The sequence below is a fragment of the Streptomyces sp. NPDC107521 genome (assembly GCF_055598485.1).
On sequence record NZ_JBVKAT010000017.1, the window covers coordinates 49,825 to 70,164 of the forward strand.

The window sequence follows — 20,340 nt, forward strand, 5'->3', positions numbered from 1 at the left end:
AGCCCGGTGGGGACGCCGGGTGCCGTCGCGCCCGCGGGGGATTCGGCGCAGGCGTCGCCGGCACCCGGTCCGGTGGCGGTGAGCCCGACGGGCAGGCACGGCCGCGCCGGGCGGGACGACAGGGCGGGGAGTCCGTCGGCCCGCCCGGTACGGACGCGCGGGCGGCCGTCGCGGTCCGCCGCCGCCCGCAGCGGCCGGGGGCGGACCGCCCTCGTCCGCCACGCGTCGCCTCCCGCGGTCCGGGGGCACTCCCGGTCCGCTTAACGCGCGCCGAGAATCAACCGACGGGCCGTCGCCCCTCACTCCCGCCGTCGCCCCCGCGGTCCCAGACTGGTGCTCGTGGCCGGGGCGCGCCGGAGCGCCCGGCGGCATCGGCCGGCTGTACGCGCGGACGGGTGACCGGACGTCCCGTATCCGGCCGGTGCGCGCGACGGCGGGCGCGCAGAGGACGGGGAGGACGCAGATGAAGTTCGGAATCCTGTACGAAATGCAGTCGCCGCGCCCCTGGGACGGCGGCAGCGACCAGCGGAAGTTCGCCGAGGCCCTCGACCAGATCGAGCTGGCCGACCGCATCGGCATCGACTACGTCTGGGCGGTGGAGCACCACTTCCTGGAGGAGTACTCGCACTCGTCCGCTCCCGAAGTGCTGCTCGGCGCGGTCACCCAGCGGACGAAGAACATCCGGCTCGGGCACGGCATCACCCTCACGTCTCCGCGCATCAACCACCCGGCGCGTCTGGCGGAGCGGATCTCGACCCTGGACGTCCTGAGCGGCGGGCGGGTGGAGTGGGGCACCGGGGAGGGGAGCACGGCCATCGAACTGGAGGCCTTCGGCATCCCGTACGACGAGAAGAGGGCCATGTGGGAGGAGGGGGCCCGCGAGGCGGCGAACATGATGGCCCTCGACCCGTACCCGGGCTGCCGGGGCACCTACTTCACGATGCCCTGCCGCAGTGTCGTACCGAAACCCCTCCAGCGGCCGCACCCGCCGATGTGGCTGGCGTGCGCGCGCCGGGAGTCCATCCGCAGGGCCGCCCTGAACGGTCTGGGCGCGCTGGTCTTCGGCTTCGTCGAGCCTGAGGAGGCGGCCGGGTGGGTGCGCGAGTACTACGACATCATCAGGTCCGACGCGTGCGTCCCGACAGGGCACACGGTGAACGCGAACGTCGCCGCGCTGTGCGGGTTCTCGGTGCACGAGGACGGGCAGGTCGCCGTCGGCAGAGTGGCCTCCGGATTCGGCTTCTTCGGCTACGGGCTGGGCCATGTCTGGACGTTCGGGGAGCACCGGCCCGGCCGGACCGACCTCTGGGGGGAGTTCAAGCGGGCCGAGGACCGCGTTCCCTTCCATCCGGAGCAAGGGGCCATCGGCGACCCGGCCACGGTGACCGACCAGTTGGCCCGCTACGAACGGGCCGGCGTCGATCAGGTCATCCTGCTGCAGGCGGTCGGCCACAACCGGCACGAGCACATCTGCGAGTCGCTGGAGCTCTTCGGCAGGGACATCCTGCCCCCGTTCCGCGCACGTGACGTACTGGCGCAGGCGCGGAAGGACGAGAGCCTCGAAGGGCATTTCGCCGCGGCCCGGGACAGAAGGGCGCGGCTGACGCGGCGCCCCCGGAGCGAGGACATCCCCGTGATCCGCGCCGCGGCACGCCAGGAGGCCCTGAGGGACCGGCTGGTTCCGCCCGAGGGGGAGATCGGCGGGGGGCTGCCCATGCTGCACGAGAGTCCCGGCGCGGCCCGTCCCGGCCAGGACTCCGGCTGAGGCGGGACGGGGAAGCGGGGAGGGGCCCCGGGGGAGTGCCAGCCGCCCCGTGCGGAGCGGACCGTTGCCACACCCCCGGGGAGCCCCCGCGACGGAACGCGGCGGGGCGGAACGGACGCGGAACGGATCAGGCTGAACCGATACGAGACGTTCGTTTCCCGGAACGGTCATGGCCCGGGGAGGAACGAAAGGAGCCCGGGATGTCCCCGACGGATCCCTCAGAGGAAGCCCTCTTCACTCCGATCGACACCAGGAGCGCGCGACTGCTGGACAGGGCCGAGCACGGCATGCTCACCCTCAGCGTGTTCAACAGCTACTTCAGCCAGGAGATCATCAACTTCAGCGTGCTGGCCGTGCACAGGCGCTTTCACACCTTCGACGTGGTGACGCCGGGAACCGAACTGGGCATCCTCCTGGAGGCCGCGGGATACAGCCCCGAGAGGGCCGAGGCGAAGGTCCGAAAGAACCTCGCCATGCTCCGGGGACGCATCCTCAAGGCGTACGACCTCATCGGCGTGCCGCGCCTGACCGCCGAGCGGCACATCCTCACCTTCGGCGGCATGCGGGGGAATCCCGTGTACGAGGAACTCTCGGCTGTCATCAGCCGGGAGATCGACCGCGACGCCGTCTTCCGGGACGCCTGCTGCAACATATCCCGGCGTGTCCTGGGGCGCATCAACCAGGGCTCCCAGCCCACCCGGGAGCAACTCGACGCGGGAGTCAGGTACTACATCGGAGAGGCCGCGGTCATGACCGACGCGGCCGGGATGCTCGGCCACGACAGCTCGGTCACCTGCTACCGCCACGTCATCGAGTTCATCAAGCCCCTGTACGAGGGCAGGCTGAGATGGCGGCCGGCCGAGAGCCAGGGATACGCGAGCCTCCGACCGCCCCCCTGATCACCGCACGTCCGGACGGCCGGGGGTGCCCCGGCCGTCCGGCGGTCGTCCTCCCGTCCCGGGAACCCGTCCCCCCAGGAGATTGCCGTGTCCCTTCCCACCGCGCCCCGCCGACGTCCCGACGGCCCGTCCCGGAGCCGTCGCCCCCGCGCGGGCGCGGCCCGCGGCATCCGCCCGGCCCCGCCCGGCACCGGGCCGTGGGTATGACGGCCCGGCGGCAGGTCTCCCGCCCCACCATGTCGCGGGCCGAGACCGACGCGTTCCTCGGGGAACAGCGTGTCTGCCGGGTCGCGACCGTGTCCCGCGAGGGCGTCCCGCACGTGACGCCGATGTGGTTCGTGTGGGACGGCTCCGCCCTGTGGCTGTACTCCCTGATCCGCAGTCGGCGATGGACCGACCTCGAACACGATCCGCGGATCGCCGTCGCCGTCGACGCCGGCGGGGCGTTCGACGAACTGCGCGGTGTGGAACTGTCCGGGAGGGCCGAGTTCGTCGGGGAGGTACCGCGGACGGGAAGGCCGCACGGGGCGCTGCGAGAGGTGGAACGCGCCTATGCGCGGCAGTACCTCGACCTGCCCGAACTCCCGCACGACGGTCTCCACGGATGGGTCCGGCTCGGGCCGCGGGCGATCCGTACGTGGGACTTCCGGAAGCTCACCGAACCCCACTGGCCGTTCTCGGCCGGGTCCCGCCCCGGCACCGAAGGGACGCGGCGGCCCGGATAGGCGGCCGGAGCCGCTCCGCGGGGGAGGGCGGCTCCGTTCCGGGCCGGGGTGCCGTCCGTCCGGAGCACGTGAACGGCTCCGCCCTCAGGCGGAATTCCGCCCACCCCACACACCGGAGTCCCGTATGACCACGCCCGTGCCCGACCCGCCCGGCACTCCGCGTCTCCCGGCCTCCCGGTACCGGCCGCCCCGGGGCCGGTCCCCGGGCCGTTCGACGGGAACCGCGCTCGATCCGGTGGAACGCGCGATCACGGACATCGCCGCCGGCCGTCCTGTCGTCGTCGTGGACGACGAAAGGCGCGAGAACGAGGGAGACCTCGTCATCGCGGCCCAGAAGGCCACTCCGGAAACCGTCGCCTTCATGATGCGCGAGTGCCGCGGGCTGATCTGCGCGCCCATGGAAGGTCCCGAACTGGACCGGCTCATGCTGCCCCAGATGGTCGAGCGGAACACCGAGGCCATGGGCACCGCGTTCACCGTTTCCGTCGACGCGAGCAGCGCGCACGGGGTGTCCACCGGCATCTCGGCGGCGGATCGCGCCACCACCCTGAGACTGCTGGCGAGCGGTGAAGCGGGGCCCGGAGACTTCGTGCGCCCCGGCCACCTCTTTCCGCTGCGCGCCCGGCCCGGGGGCGTCCTCACCCGTCCCGGCCACACCGAGGCCGCCGTCGACCTGGCACGCTCCGCCGGAATGCGTCCGGCGGGAGCGATAGTCGAGATCGCCGACCCGGACGGGTCCATGCTGCGGCTTCCCGGCCTGCTGGCCTTCGCCCGTGAGCACGGGCTGTCGATCATCTCCATCGAGGACCTCGCGGCCCACCTGCGCGGAGCCCGGGGCGGGCGGATCCGCGGTCCCCGCGACGACGGAGTCGGTTCCGCCTCGTCGTGACGCCGGCGCGGGGGACACCACGAAGGCGGGCCGCGGCCGGTCCGTCGACGGAGCCCGCGGTCCGGGCGCCGCGCGTCCCGCCCCGGCCGGGAGCCGGGCCCCGCGCATGAGGAGGGGGAGGAGGGGAGGCCCGGAGCGGAGGGGGCGGGTCCCGGCTCCGGCCGCCGGTCTCACACCGCGGCGACGGTGCGCCAGTAGGAGGTGAGCACGTGGTCCAACCGCTCGGCGGCCCGCACCAGTGCGGCGGCGGACTCCCCGGCGCCGACCGCGTCCTCGGCGAGGCGGGTGGCAGCGGCTCGTGGCTCGGTCGCGGGCTGGACGAAGGGGACGAGGTACTCGCGGACGGGGTCCGGCACCGGTGTGCGGGACACGGACAGGCCGTGCACCAGTTCCGCGCACACCGCGGGCCAGAGAACGAGTTCGTTGCGCAGCACCACCGCGGCGGCGCCGACCGACGCGGTCCGGGCGAGACCGGAGTGGAAGTCCGCGAGTTCACGCGCTCCGGACGGGACGGGGCGGCCGTCGGCGCCGGTGACGGGCAGCCCCAGGGAGGCGGCTGCGGCTTCCAGCGGTCCGCGGACCAGACGCAGGGACCGCGCGGCGTCCCGGAACAGCCGGCCGGCGGCACCCGCGGGAAAGCGCGAGGCGAGCCGGTCGAACGAGGCGGCCTCGGCGGGCTGGGCATGCAGTTCGCTGACGATCAGGCGCCGGATCTGCTCCATGGTGACGGCCCCCCGCAGGAGCGCGGGGCGCAGAGCGTTGGCCCGTAGGTGACCGGCCACGTGGGGAAGGAGGTCCTTCACCAGGCGACGGGAGGTGTCCGGGGTGCGCTCGGCGGGGATCCGGGGCGCGCCGTTGATGAACGGCGGACGCGGCGCGGGAGCCGGTGGGGGCTGGGCGGTGCCCCGGGGAGCGGCGGTCGGCGCGGTGAGGAACCCGGAGTCCAGGAAGTGCCGCAGGTACAGGTCGATCAACTCCGCGTCCACCGGGGGGAGGACCAGGCCGGCACCGCGGGTGCTCCGCTCGGTGTTGTACCTGCTGAACTCCGGGAAGGTCTCGGCGAAGTACATCTCCTTCACCGTGATGTCCGCGTCCGCGGCACTGTCGTGGAACATCGGCATGAACGCCGTCATGGGGTGGCGGGGGTCGCGGCGGGTCAGCCGGGTGACGGCGTCGGTCCATTCGCCGTACGGGACCTCCCGCACCGGGTACCCGAGACCGCGGAGCCGCTCGACGAGCAGGCTCAGCCGGGCATCGCGGGGGTTGGTGAGGTGGTACACCCGGCCGTCGGGTTCCTCGTTGCGCAGGATGTGGACGATGGCCTCGGCCGTGTAGTCGACGGGGACGAAGTCGAGCGGCAGGCCGACATCGGGTGCCAGCCCGGTCTCCGCGATCGTACGGAACCAGGCGCACATGAGGGTGTCGGTGTTCCAGATGCCGCGGTCCCGGGTGCCGGTGATCTCGTACGGACGGTACAGGGAGACCGGGAGACCCGCCCCGGCGGCCCGGCGCACGAGCTCCTCCGCGACCCACTTGCTCTCCGCGTATCCGAGCGTGATCCGCTCGGGAAAGGCCGGTGGCCGGTCCTCCATCACATAGCGTTCCCCGGTCGTCCCGAAGCCCACCAGCGAGATCATCGTGGAGACGTGGTGGAACGGCTTGAGACGGTGGAGGGAGGCCAGTTCCAGCAGCGTGCGGACCCCGTCCACGTTGGTCGCGCGGAGAGTGGTGTACGGATAGGCGAAGTTGACCAGGGAACCGGAATGGACGATCGCGTCCACCGACCGGGCCAGGGTGTCGAAGGCGTCGGGCCCCAGCCCCAGAAGAGGCCGGGACAGGTCACCGGGGACGGGGACGACGCGGTCGCGCACCGCCTCGTGGTCGAGGCCGTAGCGGCGGGCGCGTCCGGCAAGGCGCCGCAGGACGTGAGCGGCGTCGTCGGCGCGCACCAGGCAGTACACCTTCTCGGTCCCCGACGCGACCAGCCGGTCGAGGAGGAACACCCCCAGGAATCCGGTGGCGCCCGTCAGGAGAACACGGCGCGGGTCGCGGGGGGCGTCGACCGGCGGGGCGCCGAAGCGCACGGCCGGGGGGAGCACCGCCTCCGACGCGAAGTCCACCGGAGCGGTATCCGCGCGCCCGGGGGCGAGGGCCCGGAGGTCCTCGGCGAAGGCGACCGCCGTGGGGTTGCGCAGCAGCGACCGGATCACCTGGCTCTCCCGTCCGGCCGGTATGCCCAGCCGCGCGGTGACCGCTGCCGCCACCTGGGCGGTCTGCAACGACTGGCCGCCCAGGTCGAAGAAGTTGTCCGACCGGCCGACGGGTGTACCCAGCACGCGCCGCCACACCTCGGCCACGGCCCGCTCCGTGCGCCCGAGCGGCTGCTCCTCCTGCGGCACCGCTGCCGCCGCCATCGCGCCCCGGGAAGCCGTGAGCGCCGCCCGGTCGACCTTCCCGCGCGCGTCGACCGGCATCGCCTCCACGAGAACGATGTCCTGCGGCACCATGAACACCGGAAGCCTGTCCCGCAGGTAGGTCCGCAGCCAGGCGGGCAGCGTCCGCGGGTCGGCCGCCTCCTCCGCCACGGCCCAGCCGCGGAGCCGCTCGGCGCCACCCTCCTCCACCACGGCCACGGCGGCCTCCCTCACCTGGGGGTGAGCCGCCAGCACGGTCTCGATCCCCCGCAGGTCGACGCGGAAGCCGCCGATCTTCGTCTGACGGTCCCGCCGCCCCAGGAACTCGATCACGCCGTCCGTACGCCACCGCGCCATGTCCCCGGTGCGGTACAGGCGTGCCCCTCGGCGCGAGCCGAAGGGGTCGGGAACGAACCGTTCCGCGGTCAGTCCGGGCTGCCCCAGGTAGCCGATCGCCACGCCGTCGCCCCCGACCCACAGTTCGCCCTCCTCCGACACGTCCGCGAGGGAGCCGTCCTCACGGACCACGTAGGCGGTGCAGTTCGACAGGGGGCGGCCGATCGGTACCGGTTCCCCCTCCGGGGGGACCTCGTCGATCACATGGGCCGTGCACAGGACGGCGTTCTCCGTCGGCCCGTAGCCGTCGACCAGCCGTCCGGGCGCCCCGTGCTCCAGTACCCCGCGCACCGCCGCGGGGCTCACCACGTCGCCGCCGACCACCAGGCACCGCAGCGTGCCGAACATCCGCGGGCGGAGCCGGGCCAGTTGGTGGAAGAGCGCCGCCCCCAGCCACATGACCGATATCCGCTCCCGCACCAGCAGGCCCTCCAGGGCCACCGCCGACAGCAGTGTCGCCTGTGTGGGGACCACCAGCCGCGCTCCGTTCAGAAGCGCTCCGAACAGATCGAAGACCGACAGGTCGAAGGTCAGGTTCACGGTCGAGCACACCGTGTCCTCGGGGGCGAACCCCAGGACCGGCTGGCCTCGCACCAGGCGCACTATGCCCCGGTGCGGGACGACCACGCCCTTGGGAGCCCCGGTCGAACCCGAGGTGTACAGCACATATGCCGGGTCCTCGGCCCCCACCCCGGGGAGCACGTCCCGCAGAGGTTCCCGCATGGCCCCGGCGATGTCCACGCGCTGCGTCACACCGCCGGACGGTCCGCGGTGATCGCCCCTGGAGACGATCGTGACACGGCATCCGGCGTCCCTGACGACGGACTCGATGAGCCGGGTCGGAGAGTTCAGGTCCAGCGGCACGTAGACCGCCCCGGCCCGCAGGACGCCGAGGATCGCCACGTACCCCTCGACGGACCGCTCCAGGGCCACGGCCACCCGGTCCCGCGGGCGCACTCCACGGGCGGACAGCGCCGACGCCACCCGGTCCACCCGGTCCAGCAGTTGTCCGTAGGTGAGGTCGTCGCCGCCCTCGGGGGAGAGCGCCACGGCCGTCGGCCGCCGCCGCGCCGTCCCGGCGAACAGCTCGTGCGCCGTCGCCTCCCGCGGGTACTCCCTCTCCGTACGGTTCCACTCCCGGATCCGCCGCGGCAGGTCCTCCTCGGTCCCGGGCGCCGCCGCCCCGTCACCGGCCGACGGAGGCGCGGCCGGGCCTTCTTCATGGGGATGGTGTGTACCTGCCGCCATGTTCATCACCGCACTCGCCGAGTGCCGTCCCCTTCGATCGATGGGTCACGGGAAACGTCCGGGCCGCGTGACGGGATCCCCCCGGCCCCGGCGGCCCCGCACGGCCCCGGAACGCAGGGACCGGCGAAGGGCGGCATCGGGCACCTGCCCGGACGTTCCTCCAGTGTGTGCGGCATCGGCGGGTGCCGGGAAGCGCCGACGCCCCGGGCAGCCGTGAACACGTTGAAGCCCAGGCGGCGGAGTGCGCCGGAGGCCGCGTCCGGAGGCGGGAGACGGCGGAGCGCGCGCCGGGGCTCCGCGGACGCGTCAGGCCGTCGATCCGCTCGGGCGGGGCCGGGTCGGCCCGGTTTCGGACGTCGGGCAGCGGGCCGGCGGAGCGGTCCCGGGCGCTGGGCGGCTCCCTCCCGGCAGACGGGCGGATTCAACGCGTTCACGCGTCGGGCGGCATCCGGGTCTTCCCCCGCACGGGTTGCTCGGCCTTACTGGAAGCCGGGTGAGAGCCCGGGACGCCCGGGCGCCGCCCGCACCGGCCAGGACACCCGACCGTCTCCGCACGCCTTCGAGTGGGGGGCGGGGCGAGCCCCTGGACCCGGCCTCCTGTGAAAGGTGCTTCCATGCCCGCTGACAGCCGCTCCCGTACGTGCCCCGGTCTGGTCGGTGTCTGGCATCTGACATCGTTCACCGTGCGCGACCGGAGCGGCGGCGTCATCGGACATCCCATGGGGGTCTGTCCGACCGGAGTCCTCACGTACGGTGCCGACGGTTCCATGTCCGTGCACCTTGGCGCCTCCGGGCCCGCTGTCCCCGGGGACGGAGCACCCCACCCGGACGGCACGGAGGGCCTGGTCCGCCGGCGGCCCTACCTCGGATACGCGGGTACCTTCGCCCACACCGGCGACCGCGTCGTGCACCGCCTGGAGATCGCCTCGGTTCCGCAGTGGGTCGGGACGGAGCAGGTGCGCGCCGTCCGCTTCGACGGTGACGAACTCACGCTGTCGCCGCCTCCCGAGAACGACCGCACACTCGCCCTGACCTGGCGACGGCACCGCACGTCCACCGGTCCGCGGCCCAGGAGCGGGTTCATCGGCCTGCCGGCGGGCCGGTTCCACTATCTGTCGTGGGCGGCCGACGGCTCCCGGCGGCCCTGCGCGGTGCTCCTGCACGGCAACGCGGGTTCGGCCCGGGGCTTCGGCCGTCTGGCACCGGCCCTCGCCGAGCGGTACCGGGTGTTCGCCCTCGACATGCGCGGGCACGGCTCCAGCGTGCGACCGGCCCCGGGCGACTACGGCCTGCGCGCGGCCGCCGATGACGTGCGCGGCTTCCTGGCCGCCCTCGAACTCACCGACCCCCTGGTCATGGGCCACTCCTGGGGCGCGGCCGTCGCGCTGGTCCTGGCCGTGGGCGCGGAGTCGCGGGAGCCGCCTCCGCGCCTGTCCGGGCTCGTACTGGAAGACCTGCCCGCGACCATGGTGTTCCCCGACGACGTCGTCGCCAAGCTGCAGAAACTGGTCGCCACCCCGTACCGGGATCTGCGCTCCCGACTCGAAGCGCGCAATCCGTCCTGGCACGCGGCGGATCTCGACGCCATGGTGTGGGGGCTCCAGGAGGCGGACCCCTCCATCGTCCGCCGGCTGTGCGAGGACGGCGCCCGGTCGGGCGATCTGCTGCCGCTCCTGCGACGGGTGGCCGCCCCGCTGCTGCTCATGCGGGCCGACCCGCGAAGGGACGGAGTGCTCGACGGTGCCGCCTGGGCGCGGGCGCGCGCCCACCTGCCCGCCCGCGCGATCACCGCCGAACCGGCGGGTGTGTCCCACAACATGCACTACGACGGGTACCGGCGGGTCCTCGGCAGCATCCTCGACTTCACGGACGGACTGGAGCGCTGAGGCCCGTACCCGGTGTCCCGCGTCCCCCCCCGCCCCGTCGGGCCGGAACCGACGACCCGATCACGACCCGTGGAGAGGACGGGGGCACCTTGACCGCACCGAGGCTTCCCAACTCCGCGCTGCGGACGCTGCTTGCCGAATGCGGCTGGACCGGTGCGCGGCTCGCGCGCGAGGTCAATGGCATGGGACGCGAAGCGGGGCTGCGCCTTCGCTATGAGCGGCCGTCGGTCGCCCAGTGGCTCGCGGGCGCGCATCCCCGTACTCCGGTGCCGGCCCTGGTGGCCGAAGCCCTCAGCCGCCGGCTCGGACGTACGATCACGGCGGCGGAAGCGGGGTTCACCGGCCGAAGGGCCGAAGGCCGGCCGCTGATCCGGCCCGAGGAGACGCTGACGCTCCTCGCACGAGCCGGAGGAGCATCCCACCTCGCCTACACGGTGACGGGGCTCGCCGACGTTCCCCGCGCGGCCGGAACGGGATGCTACGAGGGCCCGCGCCGACCGGACGGGCAGGTGACCGGACTGTCCGAGGCACTGGTGGAGTGGTCGAGGGCCACCACCACGATGTTCGCGCGGTCGGGCGACCTCCTGGGCGCGGGGGCGATACGCACCCCCCTGGTCGGCCATCTGGCGAACGTCGTCCCCTCGGCCCTGGCAGCACCGGGCAAGCCGTCCCTGCGCCGGGAGATGCTCATCGTCGCCTCCGGCATGGCACGGCTGTCCGGGTCCGTCCACTGGGACGACGGACTCCACGGTACGGCCCAGGCCTACTACCGGGTCAGCGCGCGGCTCGCCGACGAATCCGGTGACCGGAACAGCCTCGCCAGGGTCTTGCGCACTCTCAGCATGCAGGCGGGACACCTGGGGCACCCGTCCGCCGCGCTCGATCTGGCACGGGCGGCGCTGGACCAGGGCCAGTACGGCGACCTCGCCCTGCGGGCCCTGCTGCACGGCCAACTCGCCAGTGCGGGTGCGGCGGTCGGCGACGACCGCGCGGCCCGCGCGAACATGGAGGAAGCCCGTACCCTCTTCTCCTCGGGACACGACCGGAACCTGTCACTCCGAAAGGTCGCGGTCGTCCGGGCACAGCTCGACTGCCACCGGGCGACACTGGCCCGGTACCAGGGCGACCGGGACCGGATGATCCAGGCCCTGCGGGAGGCCGTGCGCCGCTGCCCCTGCGAGGCGGCCCGGCGGCGGGTCCTCATGCTGGCGCGGCTGGCGGAGTCACAGGCAGGGAGCGGCCAAGTGGAACGCGCCTGCCTGACGTGGACGCGGTTCCTGGAGGAGAGCACGATGATCCGCTCCCGCAGCGTCGAGCACGCCGTGACCGAGCTGCGGACCCTGCTCCGCCCGCACGGTGACCGGAAGCCCGTCAGGGAACTGCTGGGCAGAGTCGACCGGAGCCGGGGTCCCGCGGGGCGGGACGTGTCCGGGGACCGGTACTGAAGCGCTCGCGGCGCCCGCCGCCGCCGCTCCCGCCCGGCGGGTCTCGCCGCCCTCCGGGGCCGGCGCCTCCGGCCGGGAGGTCCGGGCAGGACGGTCCGGGCGGAGCGAGTGTTCCCGACTCCCGTGTGGGCCAGGGGCCCTGGTGGAAGAATGCGGCGGGATGACCTCCAGCGACTACTCTCCGTTCGCCCACCTCACCGCCCCCAACGCCCCCCTCTACCGCCGGGTCATGCGCGCGTTCCTCGCCGCCAAGGAGCGGTTCGCGGTGCATCTGCGACCGGAGGACGTGCACGCCGCCCTGGACGCCGGGAGCCGGCCCGCCGACCCGGACGCGGTGGCGCAGGCGCTGGACAAGCTCGTGGAGTGGGGCAACCTGCGGGCCGACCCCGATCACGCGCGGGTCACGGCGGTGGAGGACTTCTACCGCAGGCGGTTCATCTACCAGCTCACCCGGGCCGGTGAGGCGGCCGAGGCCGCGCTGGGGACGTACGACGAGGTGCTGGGGCGGCGCGGCGAACTCCAGGCGGTCGCGCTGCACGACATCGTCACGCAGCTGCGGGCGCTCCTGGTGATCGCCGCGGAGGACGGGCCCGACCCGGCCAAGACACACCTCGCCCTGTCCGTGCTGACGGCGCGGTTCACCGATCTCGCCGACAACGCCCGCGCCTTCATGGGCTCGCTCCAGCGCACCATCGACCTGCACGACATCGAGGTGGAGGCGTTCCTCGCCTACAAGGACCGGTTGATCCAGTACCTGGAGCGGTTCATCCAGGACCTCATCACCCTCGGCGGGCGGATCGCCCTGCTCATCGGGGAGCTGGAGGAGCAGGAGCGGGTCGGTCCGCTGCTGCGGATCGCCGCTGCCCGCGAGGCCGCCGACGCCGCTCCCGAGGACGCCGAGCGGGCGGAGGCGGTGGCGCACGAGCGGTGGGCCGCCCGGTGGTCCGGGCTCGCCGAGTGGTTCGTGTCGGGGGAGGGGAGGGAGTCGCAGGCCCGACTGCTGCGTGGGCGGGCACTCGGCTCGATCCCGCAGCTTCTGACCGTCGTACGGCAGCTCAACGAACGGCGGGCCGGACGCTCGGACCGCTCGGCCGACTTCCGCACCCTCGCGCGCTGGTTCGCCCAGGCCCCGGACGACGCGGCGCGGCACCGGCTGTGGCGCGTGGCGTTCGGGCTGTACTCCTCCCGGCACCTCACCGTCGACGCCGAGACCCTCGACGAACGGACGGCCGAGCCCGAGCCGGCCTCCACCCCGTGGAGCGAGGCGCGACCACTGAGGATCAGCCCGCAACTGCGCCGCACCGGCAGCTACGAGAGGCGCGGCAGGCCGCGCCGGGTGGCCGACCGGGGGGAGGCGAAGCGCCGGCTCGCCGAGATCGCCGCCCGGCAGACGGAGGAGACCAGGCGGGCGCGGGACCGTCTCGTGACGGACGGACCCGTGCGGCTGTCCCGGCTCGGCGGACTCGACCCGCACGCCTTCCAGTTGTTCCTGCGGCTGCTCGGCGACGCGCTCGCCACCTGGCGGCCGGGCACCGTCGCCACCGTCGCCACCAGCGGGGACGGTTCGATGGAGATCCGGCTGACCGCCCCCGGCGACGGATCGACGGCCGAGGTGTGCACTCCCGACGGGGTGTTCAGCGGCCCCGACCACCTGATCGACATCGTCGACCTCACGGCGGGGCGGGGCGACCCTGCCGCCGCACCGCCGACGGCACCCGTACCCCTTCCCGCCCCGCGAGGGGACACCGCTCCCCGACTCCTGGAGGACCGATGAGCGGCCCCCTCGCCGAGGTCCTCGACGGCCAGCGGCAGGCCGACCTTCGGAAGGCCGCGCGCGCCCTCCTGAAGCAGCCGCTGCTCACGGCCGACGGGCCGTACGCGGACGAGTTCAAGCTGGTGCGCCGGCACACCGCCGAGCTGCGGGAGTGGTTCGAACGCAATGTCGGCTGGGCGCTGCGCACCGACGCCGACGCCGCACGGCTGCGCAAGACACCGGGCACCCTCACCGACGCCACCCACCCGGCGCGCGAGGCCGCCCGCAGCGCCCTGCCCTTCACCCGCCGCCGCTACGTCCTGCTCTGCCTGGCCCTGGCCGCGCTGGAACGGGGCGAGTCGCAGGTGGCGCTCGGCCGCCTCGCCGAACAGGTAGTCCTGGCCGCCGCCGATCCCGCGCTCGTCGCGGCCGGGATCACGTTCACCCTGGAGCGGCGCGACGAGCGCCTCGACCTCGCGGCCGTCGTCCGCCTGCTGCTGCGGCTCGGCGCGCTGCGGCGGGTCGCCGGCGACGAGGACGCCTACGTCAGCGGATCGGGCGACGTGCTGTACGACGTGCGGCGGCGCGTGCTGGCCGGGATGCCCGCGTCCCTGCGGGGTCCCTCCCTGGTCGAGGCCGAGGGCTTCGAGGAGCGCCTGGCGGAGATGACCGCGCCGACCGTGCTCGACAGCGACGAGCTCAGGTTCCGCGCGGTCCGCTGGAAACTGACCCGCATCCTGCTGGACGACCCGGTGCTGTACTACGACGACCTGACCGACGACGAGCTGGCCTACCTCACCCGGCAGCGCGGATTCATCACCGCCCGCATCAACGAGCTGACGGGACTCGTCCCGGAGACCCGGGCCGAGGGCATCGCCATGGTCGACCCGCTGGACGACCTCACGGACGCGCGCATGCCGGAGCAGGGCACCCACGGTCACATCACCCTGCTGCTGGCGCAGCACCTGGCCCGCGCGGACGGGCCCGTCGACGCGGTGGAACTGGCGGTCCGGGTACGCGAACTGGCCGTGGAGCACGGCGGTTTCTGGTCCAAGTCGGCGAGGGAGCCGGGAGCGGAGCCCGAACTGGTCGAGCAGGCGCTGGCCAGGCTGGTGGCGCTGGGACTCGCCGAGCGCACCGAAAGGGGCGTCGTACCGAGGCCGGCCCTCGCGCGGTACGCGGTCGGCGAACCCGTGGTCACGCAACCCGGACGGACCCGCCGCTCCGCCGCGACGGAACAACCCGCGCATCCCGCGCACCCCGTGCAGGACGAAAGGTGAACCGCCCCGTGACCGCGCTCTCCGGACCCGATTCGCCCGGCCCCGCCCTGCCCGCTCCCGCGCCCGGCCGGTGGCGGCCCCTGCGCATCGGACTCGTCGATCTCTTCCACTACGACATCGAGGAGTTCTGGTTCCGCGACGGCCGGCTGCTGCTGCGCGGCAACAACGGCACCGGCAAGTCGAAGGTGCTCGCCCTCACCCTCCCGTTCCTCCTGGACGGCGACCTCTCCGCGCGCCGCGTCGAGCCCGACGGCGACCCCGGCAAGCGCATGGAGTGGAACCTCCTCCTGGGCGGCGCGCATCCGCACCCCGAACGGCTCGGATACACCTGGATCGAGTTCGGACGACTCGACGGCGGTACGGGTGAGGCGCACTTCCGCACCCTGCTGTGCGGACTCAAGGCGGCCGCCGGACGCGGTATCGCCCGCCACTGGTTCGCGGTCACCGGCCAGCGGGTCGGCGCCGGCCTCGACCTGCTGGACGCGACCGGGACGGCCCTGTCCCGGGACCGGCTGGCCGAGGCGGTCGGCTCCCACGGCATGGTGTACGACACGGCGAAGGCCTACCGCAGGGCCGTCGACGAGGCGCTCTTCGGACTGGGGGAGCGGCGCTACGGCGCCCTCGTCGACCTCCTGATCCAGCTGCGTCAGCCCCAGCTGTCCAAGCGCCCCAGCGAGGCCGCCCTCTCCCGGGCACTGACCGAGGCGCTCCCGCCGATGGACCAGGCGGTCGTCGCCGACGCGGCGGAGGCCTTCCGGTCGCTGGACGAGGAGAAGGAGGAACTGCGGGCGGCCCGCGAGGCCGAACAGGCGTCCACGGCGTTCCTCGACCACTACCGCCGCTACGCCCGCCTCGCCTCCCGGCGCCGCGCCCGCCTGCCCCGCCGCGAACACGCCCGGTACGAGAACCTGCAACGGGAGCTCGCCAGGACACAGGCGGACCGGGACCGGGCCTCGACGGAACGCGACGAGGCCGCGGCGAGGGGCGTCGTCCTCGACGAGCGGGCCGCACGGCTGGCCGCCCAGGACGCCACGCTGCGCTCCCGGCCCGAGATGCGCGACGCCCGTGCGCTCGACCGGGCGGCGGACGACGCCTCCCGCACGGCGGGAGACCTGGAGCGGGCCGAGGCGGACCGGCGTACGGCGGACGAGGCGCACACCCGGGCCCTGGGCCGGCTCGCCACCGCGGACAACCGGCTCACGGCAGCCGGGGAGGCGTTGGACGGGATCCAGGACCGGACGGCCGAGAGCGCGGTGGCCGCCGGTCTCGAACTCCCCAGGACGGAGGGAGCCCTCGACGCGGTTCTGCGCCGGGAGGCGGACGCGGCGACCGCGAGGAGGCAGCGCGCCGTCGAGCACGTGGCGGAACTCGTCACACGGGCCGAGCAGGCCGAGGAGCGGCACCGTGCCGCCCGGCTGCGCGTCGACGAGGCCGATGAGGAGGTCGTGCACGGGGAGGAGCGACTGGCCGAGGCGGAGGAGGACGTCGCCGGGGAGCGGCGGGCGCTGGTCACGGCCGTGCGGGAGCGACTCTCCGGGTGTGCGGAACTGCGGGTGCCCGGGCTGCCCGGGGTCCTGGACGCCGTACAGGACTGGTCGGGCTCTCTGGACGGCCCGATGCCGGCCCGTACGGCGGCGAGCGAGGCGCATCGCGCCGCCGCCTCCGGCCTGGCCGACCGGGCGGCCGGACTGGCCCACCGCGAGGCGGCGACGGCGCAGCGGCAGCGGCTGGCGGGGGAGGAACTGACCGCCCTCGAATCAGGCGGGGAGCGCGGTCCCGCGGCTCCCCCCACGCGCACACCCGGCGTACGGGACCGGGGCCCCGGCGCACCGCTGTGGAGGCTCGTCGACTTCCACCCGCACGTCACCGCGGCCGACCGCGCGGGACTGGAAGCCGCGCTGCAGGCGTCGGGGCTCCTCGACGCCTGGGTACGGCCGGACGGCTCCGCGGTCGCGGCGGACGGACACGACGTGCTGCTCGACCCGGTCGGGCTGCCCGGCGGGCCCGGACTCGACCGCGCGCTGTGCCCGGCGGTCGACCCCGCGGACGCGGCGGCCGCCGCCGTGGGGGAGGAGGCGGTCGCCCGCCTGCTCGCCTCGGTCGGACTGGCCGCGGGCGACGGGTCCGGTGATGCCTCCTCGGCGGCCGGCGGCTTCGGCACCTGGGTCTGCCGGGACGGGCGCTTCCGGGTCGGGGCGCTCACCGGAAGCTGGGCCAAGGACAGTGCCCAGTACGTGGGGGAAGGCGCGCGGGAGCAGGCACGCCGTGTCCGCGTCGGGGAACTGCGCGCCGAGATCGACGGCCTGACGGCGGAGCGGGAACGACTGGCCGAGGAGTCCCGCGCCGTGGCTGGGCGCCGTGCCACGCTGGACGCCGAACTCGCCGCACTGCCCGGCGACGACGACCTGCGGCGCGCCCACGCACGGGTCACCGCCGCGGCCGAAGCGGTCCGCCGGGCCCGGGCCCGGCGGGACGAACGTGCCGCTGACCTGGCTCCGGCGGCGGAGGGGGCCGGTCGTGCGGCGGCCGAACTCACCGACACCGCGGCGGCCCTGAACCTCCCCGCCGACCACACGGCACTGAGCGCCGTGCGCCGGGCGCTCACCGACCACACCACGCTCCTGGCGGCCCTGTGGCCGGCACTGCGCGAGCGCGCGGAGGCCGAGCACGCGGTGACCGGTGAGCGGGAGGAGGCCGGCCGGACCGGACTCCACGTGTCCGGTCTCGCGGAGCGCGCCACGGCGGCGGCCCGGTCGGCCGCGGCGGCGGACGAACACCTCACGACACTCCGCTCCACCGTCGGCGCGGCCGTCGCCGGGTTGCAGAGGAAACTGGAGGAGACCGCCGAGGCGGCCCGTGCCTGCGAGAGCGAGCAACGGCGGGCGCGGGCGGAGTACGGTGACGCCGACCGCCGGGCCAGCCACGCCGGGGGACGCATCGAGCGGCTCACCGAGGACGTCACCGAGGCGACCGCCGCGCGGGAGGAAGCGGTCGCGGCGCTCCAGCGGTTCGCCGCGACGGGACTGCTCGCCGTCGCGCTGCCCGACATCGATGTACCGGACGGCGGCGGAGGGACATGGGCGGCGACCCCCGCCGTCGCCCTCGCGCGGGCGATGGAGTCCCGGCTCTCCGCGGTCGACGACACCGACGCGGCCTGGGAGCGCGTGCAGAAGCGGCTGAGCGAGGAGTTCGGCAGGCTTCAGGACGGGCTGTCGCGGCACGGCCACACCGCCACCGCCCGCCCGAGCGAGGACGGCATGCGGGTCGACATCGTCTACCAGGGCCGGGAACGTGCCGTGCCCGAACTCGCGGAGGCGCTGGCCGTGGAGGTCGCGGAACTGACCCGCATCCTGTCCGTACGCGAGCGCGAGATCCTCCAGACCCATCTGATCACCGAGGTCGCCGGGACGCTCCAGGAACTGATCGGGGCGGCCGAACGGCAGGTGGCCGCCATGAACGGGGAACTGGAGGAGCGCCCGACCTCCACGGGCATGAAGCTGCGGCTGGTGTGGAGGGCGTCCCGCCGGGCTCCGCAGGGACTGGCCCAGGCCCGCGAACGGCTGCGTCAGTCGGCCGACGCGTGGTCGCCCGAGGACCGGGCCGCGGTCGGCGCGTTCCTCCAGGAGCAGATCGCCCACCGGCAGGCCGACAACAGCGCCGGCAGCTGGCTGGAGGACCTCACCGCGGCCCTCGACTACCGGTCCTGGCACGAGTTCGGCGTCGAACGCCACCAGCACGGCAAGTGGGTGCCGGCCGCCGGCCCCGCCTCGGGAGGGGAGCGGGTGCTGGCCGCGTCCGTGCCCCTGTTCGCCGCCGCGTCCTCGCACTACGCGAGCGCGGGCGGCGCGCACGCCCCGCGCCTGGTCACCCTGGACGAAGCCTTCGCCGGCGTCGACGACGACTCACGCGCCAAGTGCCTCGGTCTGCTGCGCGCCTTCGACCTCGACGTCGTCATGACCAGCGAGCGCGAATGGGCCTGCTACCCCCAGGTGCCGGGCATCGCCATCGCCCAGCTCTCCCGCGTCGACGACATCGACGCCGTACTGGTGACCCGGTGGGAATGGGACGGCAGCGAACGGCGGCGCGGCACGGAGCCCGGTGACCGGGCGGACGCGTTCGCCGCCGCTGCCGGAGACTCCGGCGAGTGGCCCGAGGGACCTGTGAGCCCGTCCCGTGAGCCCGGGCGGACCGCCGTGGTCGACAGTGCCGGCGGACAGGAGGCCCTGTGGACGTGAACCGTGCGACGACCCCGCCCGGCCACGACGGAGGCCGGGCGGCGCCCGGACGCACGACGCCGCCGGACGCCACCGCGGACGCGGTGCCGACAAGGCCCGCACCGGCGGCAGCCGGTCCCGACGTCGACACCGAGCGCCTCGGGCGCCTGCTCGGCGATCCCGGCCTCAGCTGGTTCGTGGACCGTGTGCGGCAACGGATGGCACGCGGCCGGCCACTCACGGGCTCCGTCACCCTGTCCGACCCCGAGGAACCCCAACGCCGTGCCGCCGAACGTCTCCTGGGACGGGCACCACGAGCCCGCGGCTCCCTCGGCATTCGCCTCGACACCGTGGACGAGATCCTCCGCCGCTCCGGTGTCAGCCCCGGCGGACTGACGGTGGCCGTCGTCGCCCTCGCCGGGCCGGTCGTACTCCACACCGAGACACGGGAGAGGGAGGAACGGGCCTGGGAGGAGGCGTACGCCCCACTCGGCACCCTCGACGCGGAGCTGGCCCCCTGGACCGAACGGATACGCGGCGACGGTCTCGTACGACGCCTCGCCCGCACACCGGAGGCGGCGGCCCCCTTGGTGGAGGCCGCCGTGCGCGCGTTGCGCGCACTGCCCGTGTCACCGCCGACGTCGCGGGCGACGTTCGCGGCGCGGAGCCTCTCGGGCGCCCACGCCCTGGACGAGGGGACGCCGCTCGCCACTCTCGTCCTGTCCGGCATCCGGTGCCTCACCGGCTTCCCCGACGGCTCCGGGGCGCAGTGGCGGCGGGAGGCGTGGGCCTCGGCAGGCCTGCTCAAGGACGACCTGTCATCGACCGTCCTCACCCTCAACCTGCGCGGTACCCCGGCCCTCGACTGGCTGGCCGACGCCGGGGAGCCGGCGGTGCTGACCCTCCGCTCCCTCACCGGCCGCGCACCGGTCGCCTCCGTTCCCCCGACGGGAACCGTTCACGTCTGCGAGAACCCCGCGGTGCTGTCCGCCGCCGCCGACGCCCTCGGCCGGGCGTGCCCTCCCCTGGTGTGCCTTCAGGGGCAGCCGTCGGCTGCCGCGCTCGCCTTGCTGCGCGACCAGTCGTCGCGGGGAGCCCGCCTTCTCTATCACGGCGACTTCGACTGGGGCGGGGTGCGGATCGCCACAGCACTGGCGCGAAGCGTCCCTTGGCGGCCGTGGCGCTACACGGCGGCGGACTACCGAGCGGCGGTGACCGCGGCGGCCGAGGCCCCGGCGTTGACGGGCCCGCCCGCCGCGACCCCCTGGGACCCGGCCCTGGCCGTCGCGCTCGCCGAGTGCGGTGTCCGGGTCGAGGAGGAGACGGTGCTGAACGACCTGCTCACGGACCTCGGCACGGAGCCCCGCTGAGGCGTGTCCCGGGGCCGCGACGGGCGCGAAGCCCTACGAGTACCGGCGCACTCCCT

At 74.5% G+C, this 20,340-nt stretch carries 10 protein-coding genes and 1 pseudogene; 10 read left to right on the top strand and 1 reads right to left on the bottom strand.

Going from position 1 to position 20,340, the window contains the following annotated elements; all coding sequences use genetic code 11:
• Positions 1 to 463 precede the first annotated feature (463 nt).
• The 4 genes and pseudogenes from ACZ7LB_RS23635 to ribB all read left to right on the top strand — a co-directional run.
• Complete coding sequence (locus tag ACZ7LB_RS23635; RefSeq protein WP_471470893.1) at positions 464 to 1,765, top strand: LLM class flavin-dependent oxidoreductase; 1,302 nt, start codon at positions 464 to 466, stop codon at positions 1,763 to 1,765.
• 200 nt (positions 1,766 to 1,965) lie between these two features.
• A complete protein-coding gene (locus ACZ7LB_RS23640; RefSeq protein ID WP_471470894.1) occupies positions 1,966 to 2,664 on the top strand; it encodes a tRNA-dependent cyclodipeptide synthase in 699 nt (232 codons plus the stop codon).
• 203 nt (positions 2,665 to 2,867) lie between these two features.
• Positions 2,868 to 3,389 carry a pyridoxamine 5'-phosphate oxidase family protein gene (locus tag ACZ7LB_RS23645; RefSeq protein ID WP_471470895.1) on the top strand — a complete coding sequence of 174 codons (522 nt, stop codon included), beginning with the start codon at positions 2,868 to 2,870 and terminating at the stop codon, positions 3,387 to 3,389.
• 124 nt (positions 3,390 to 3,513) lie between these two features.
• Positions 3,514 to 4,221: pseudogene (gene ribB, locus ACZ7LB_RS23650) on the top strand (3,4-dihydroxy-2-butanone-4-phosphate synthase); the annotation flags it as partial.
• Between the two features lie 227 nt (positions 4,222 to 4,448).
• On the opposite strand, the gene ACZ7LB_RS23655 reads toward ribB, so the two are convergent.
• Complete coding sequence (locus ACZ7LB_RS23655; RefSeq protein WP_471470897.1) at positions 4,449 to 8,336, bottom strand: amino acid adenylation domain-containing protein; 3,888 nt, start codon at positions 8,334 to 8,336, stop codon at positions 4,449 to 4,451.
• A gap of 614 nt (positions 8,337 to 8,950) precedes the next feature.
• Between ACZ7LB_RS23655 and ACZ7LB_RS23660 the strand changes: the two genes are divergently transcribed.
• The 6 genes from ACZ7LB_RS23660 to ACZ7LB_RS23685 all read left to right on the top strand — a co-directional run bounded on the left by ACZ7LB_RS23660 (position 8,951) and on the right by ACZ7LB_RS23685 (position 20,284).
• Positions 8,951 to 10,222: an alpha/beta fold hydrolase gene (locus ACZ7LB_RS23660; RefSeq protein ID WP_471470898.1), complete on the top strand. Its 1,272-nt coding sequence runs from the start codon at positions 8,951 to 8,953 to the stop codon at positions 10,220 to 10,222.
• 89 nt (positions 10,223 to 10,311) lie between these two features.
• The gene (locus ACZ7LB_RS23665; RefSeq protein ID WP_471470900.1) at positions 10,312 to 11,667 is read left to right on the top strand and encodes a hypothetical protein; all 1,356 of its coding nucleotides are present in this window, start codon (positions 10,312 to 10,314) and stop codon (positions 11,665 to 11,667) included.
• Positions 11,668 to 11,827: 160 nt separating this feature from the next.
• Positions 11,828 to 13,441, top strand: a complete 1,614-nt coding sequence (locus ACZ7LB_RS23670; protein ID WP_471470902.1) for a TIGR02677 family protein — start codon at positions 11,828 to 11,830, stop codon at positions 13,439 to 13,441.
• Complete coding sequence (locus ACZ7LB_RS23675) at positions 13,438 to 14,700, top strand: TIGR02678 family protein (RefSeq protein WP_471470904.1); 1,263 nt, start codon at positions 13,438 to 13,440, stop codon at positions 14,698 to 14,700. Before ACZ7LB_RS23670 ends, ACZ7LB_RS23675 begins: the two co-directional genes overlap by 4 nt.
• 8 nt (positions 14,701 to 14,708) lie before the next feature.
• Positions 14,709 to 18,935: a TIGR02680 family protein gene (locus tag ACZ7LB_RS23680; RefSeq protein WP_471470906.1), complete on the top strand. Its 4,227-nt coding sequence runs from the start codon at positions 14,709 to 14,711 to the stop codon at positions 18,933 to 18,935.
• Entirely contained in the window at positions 18,932 to 20,284 is a 1,353-nt protein-coding gene (locus tag ACZ7LB_RS23685) for a TIGR02679 family protein (RefSeq protein ID WP_471470907.1), read from the top strand. Before ACZ7LB_RS23680 ends, ACZ7LB_RS23685 begins: the two co-directional genes overlap by 4 nt.
• Positions 20,285 to 20,340 lie beyond the last annotated feature (56 nt).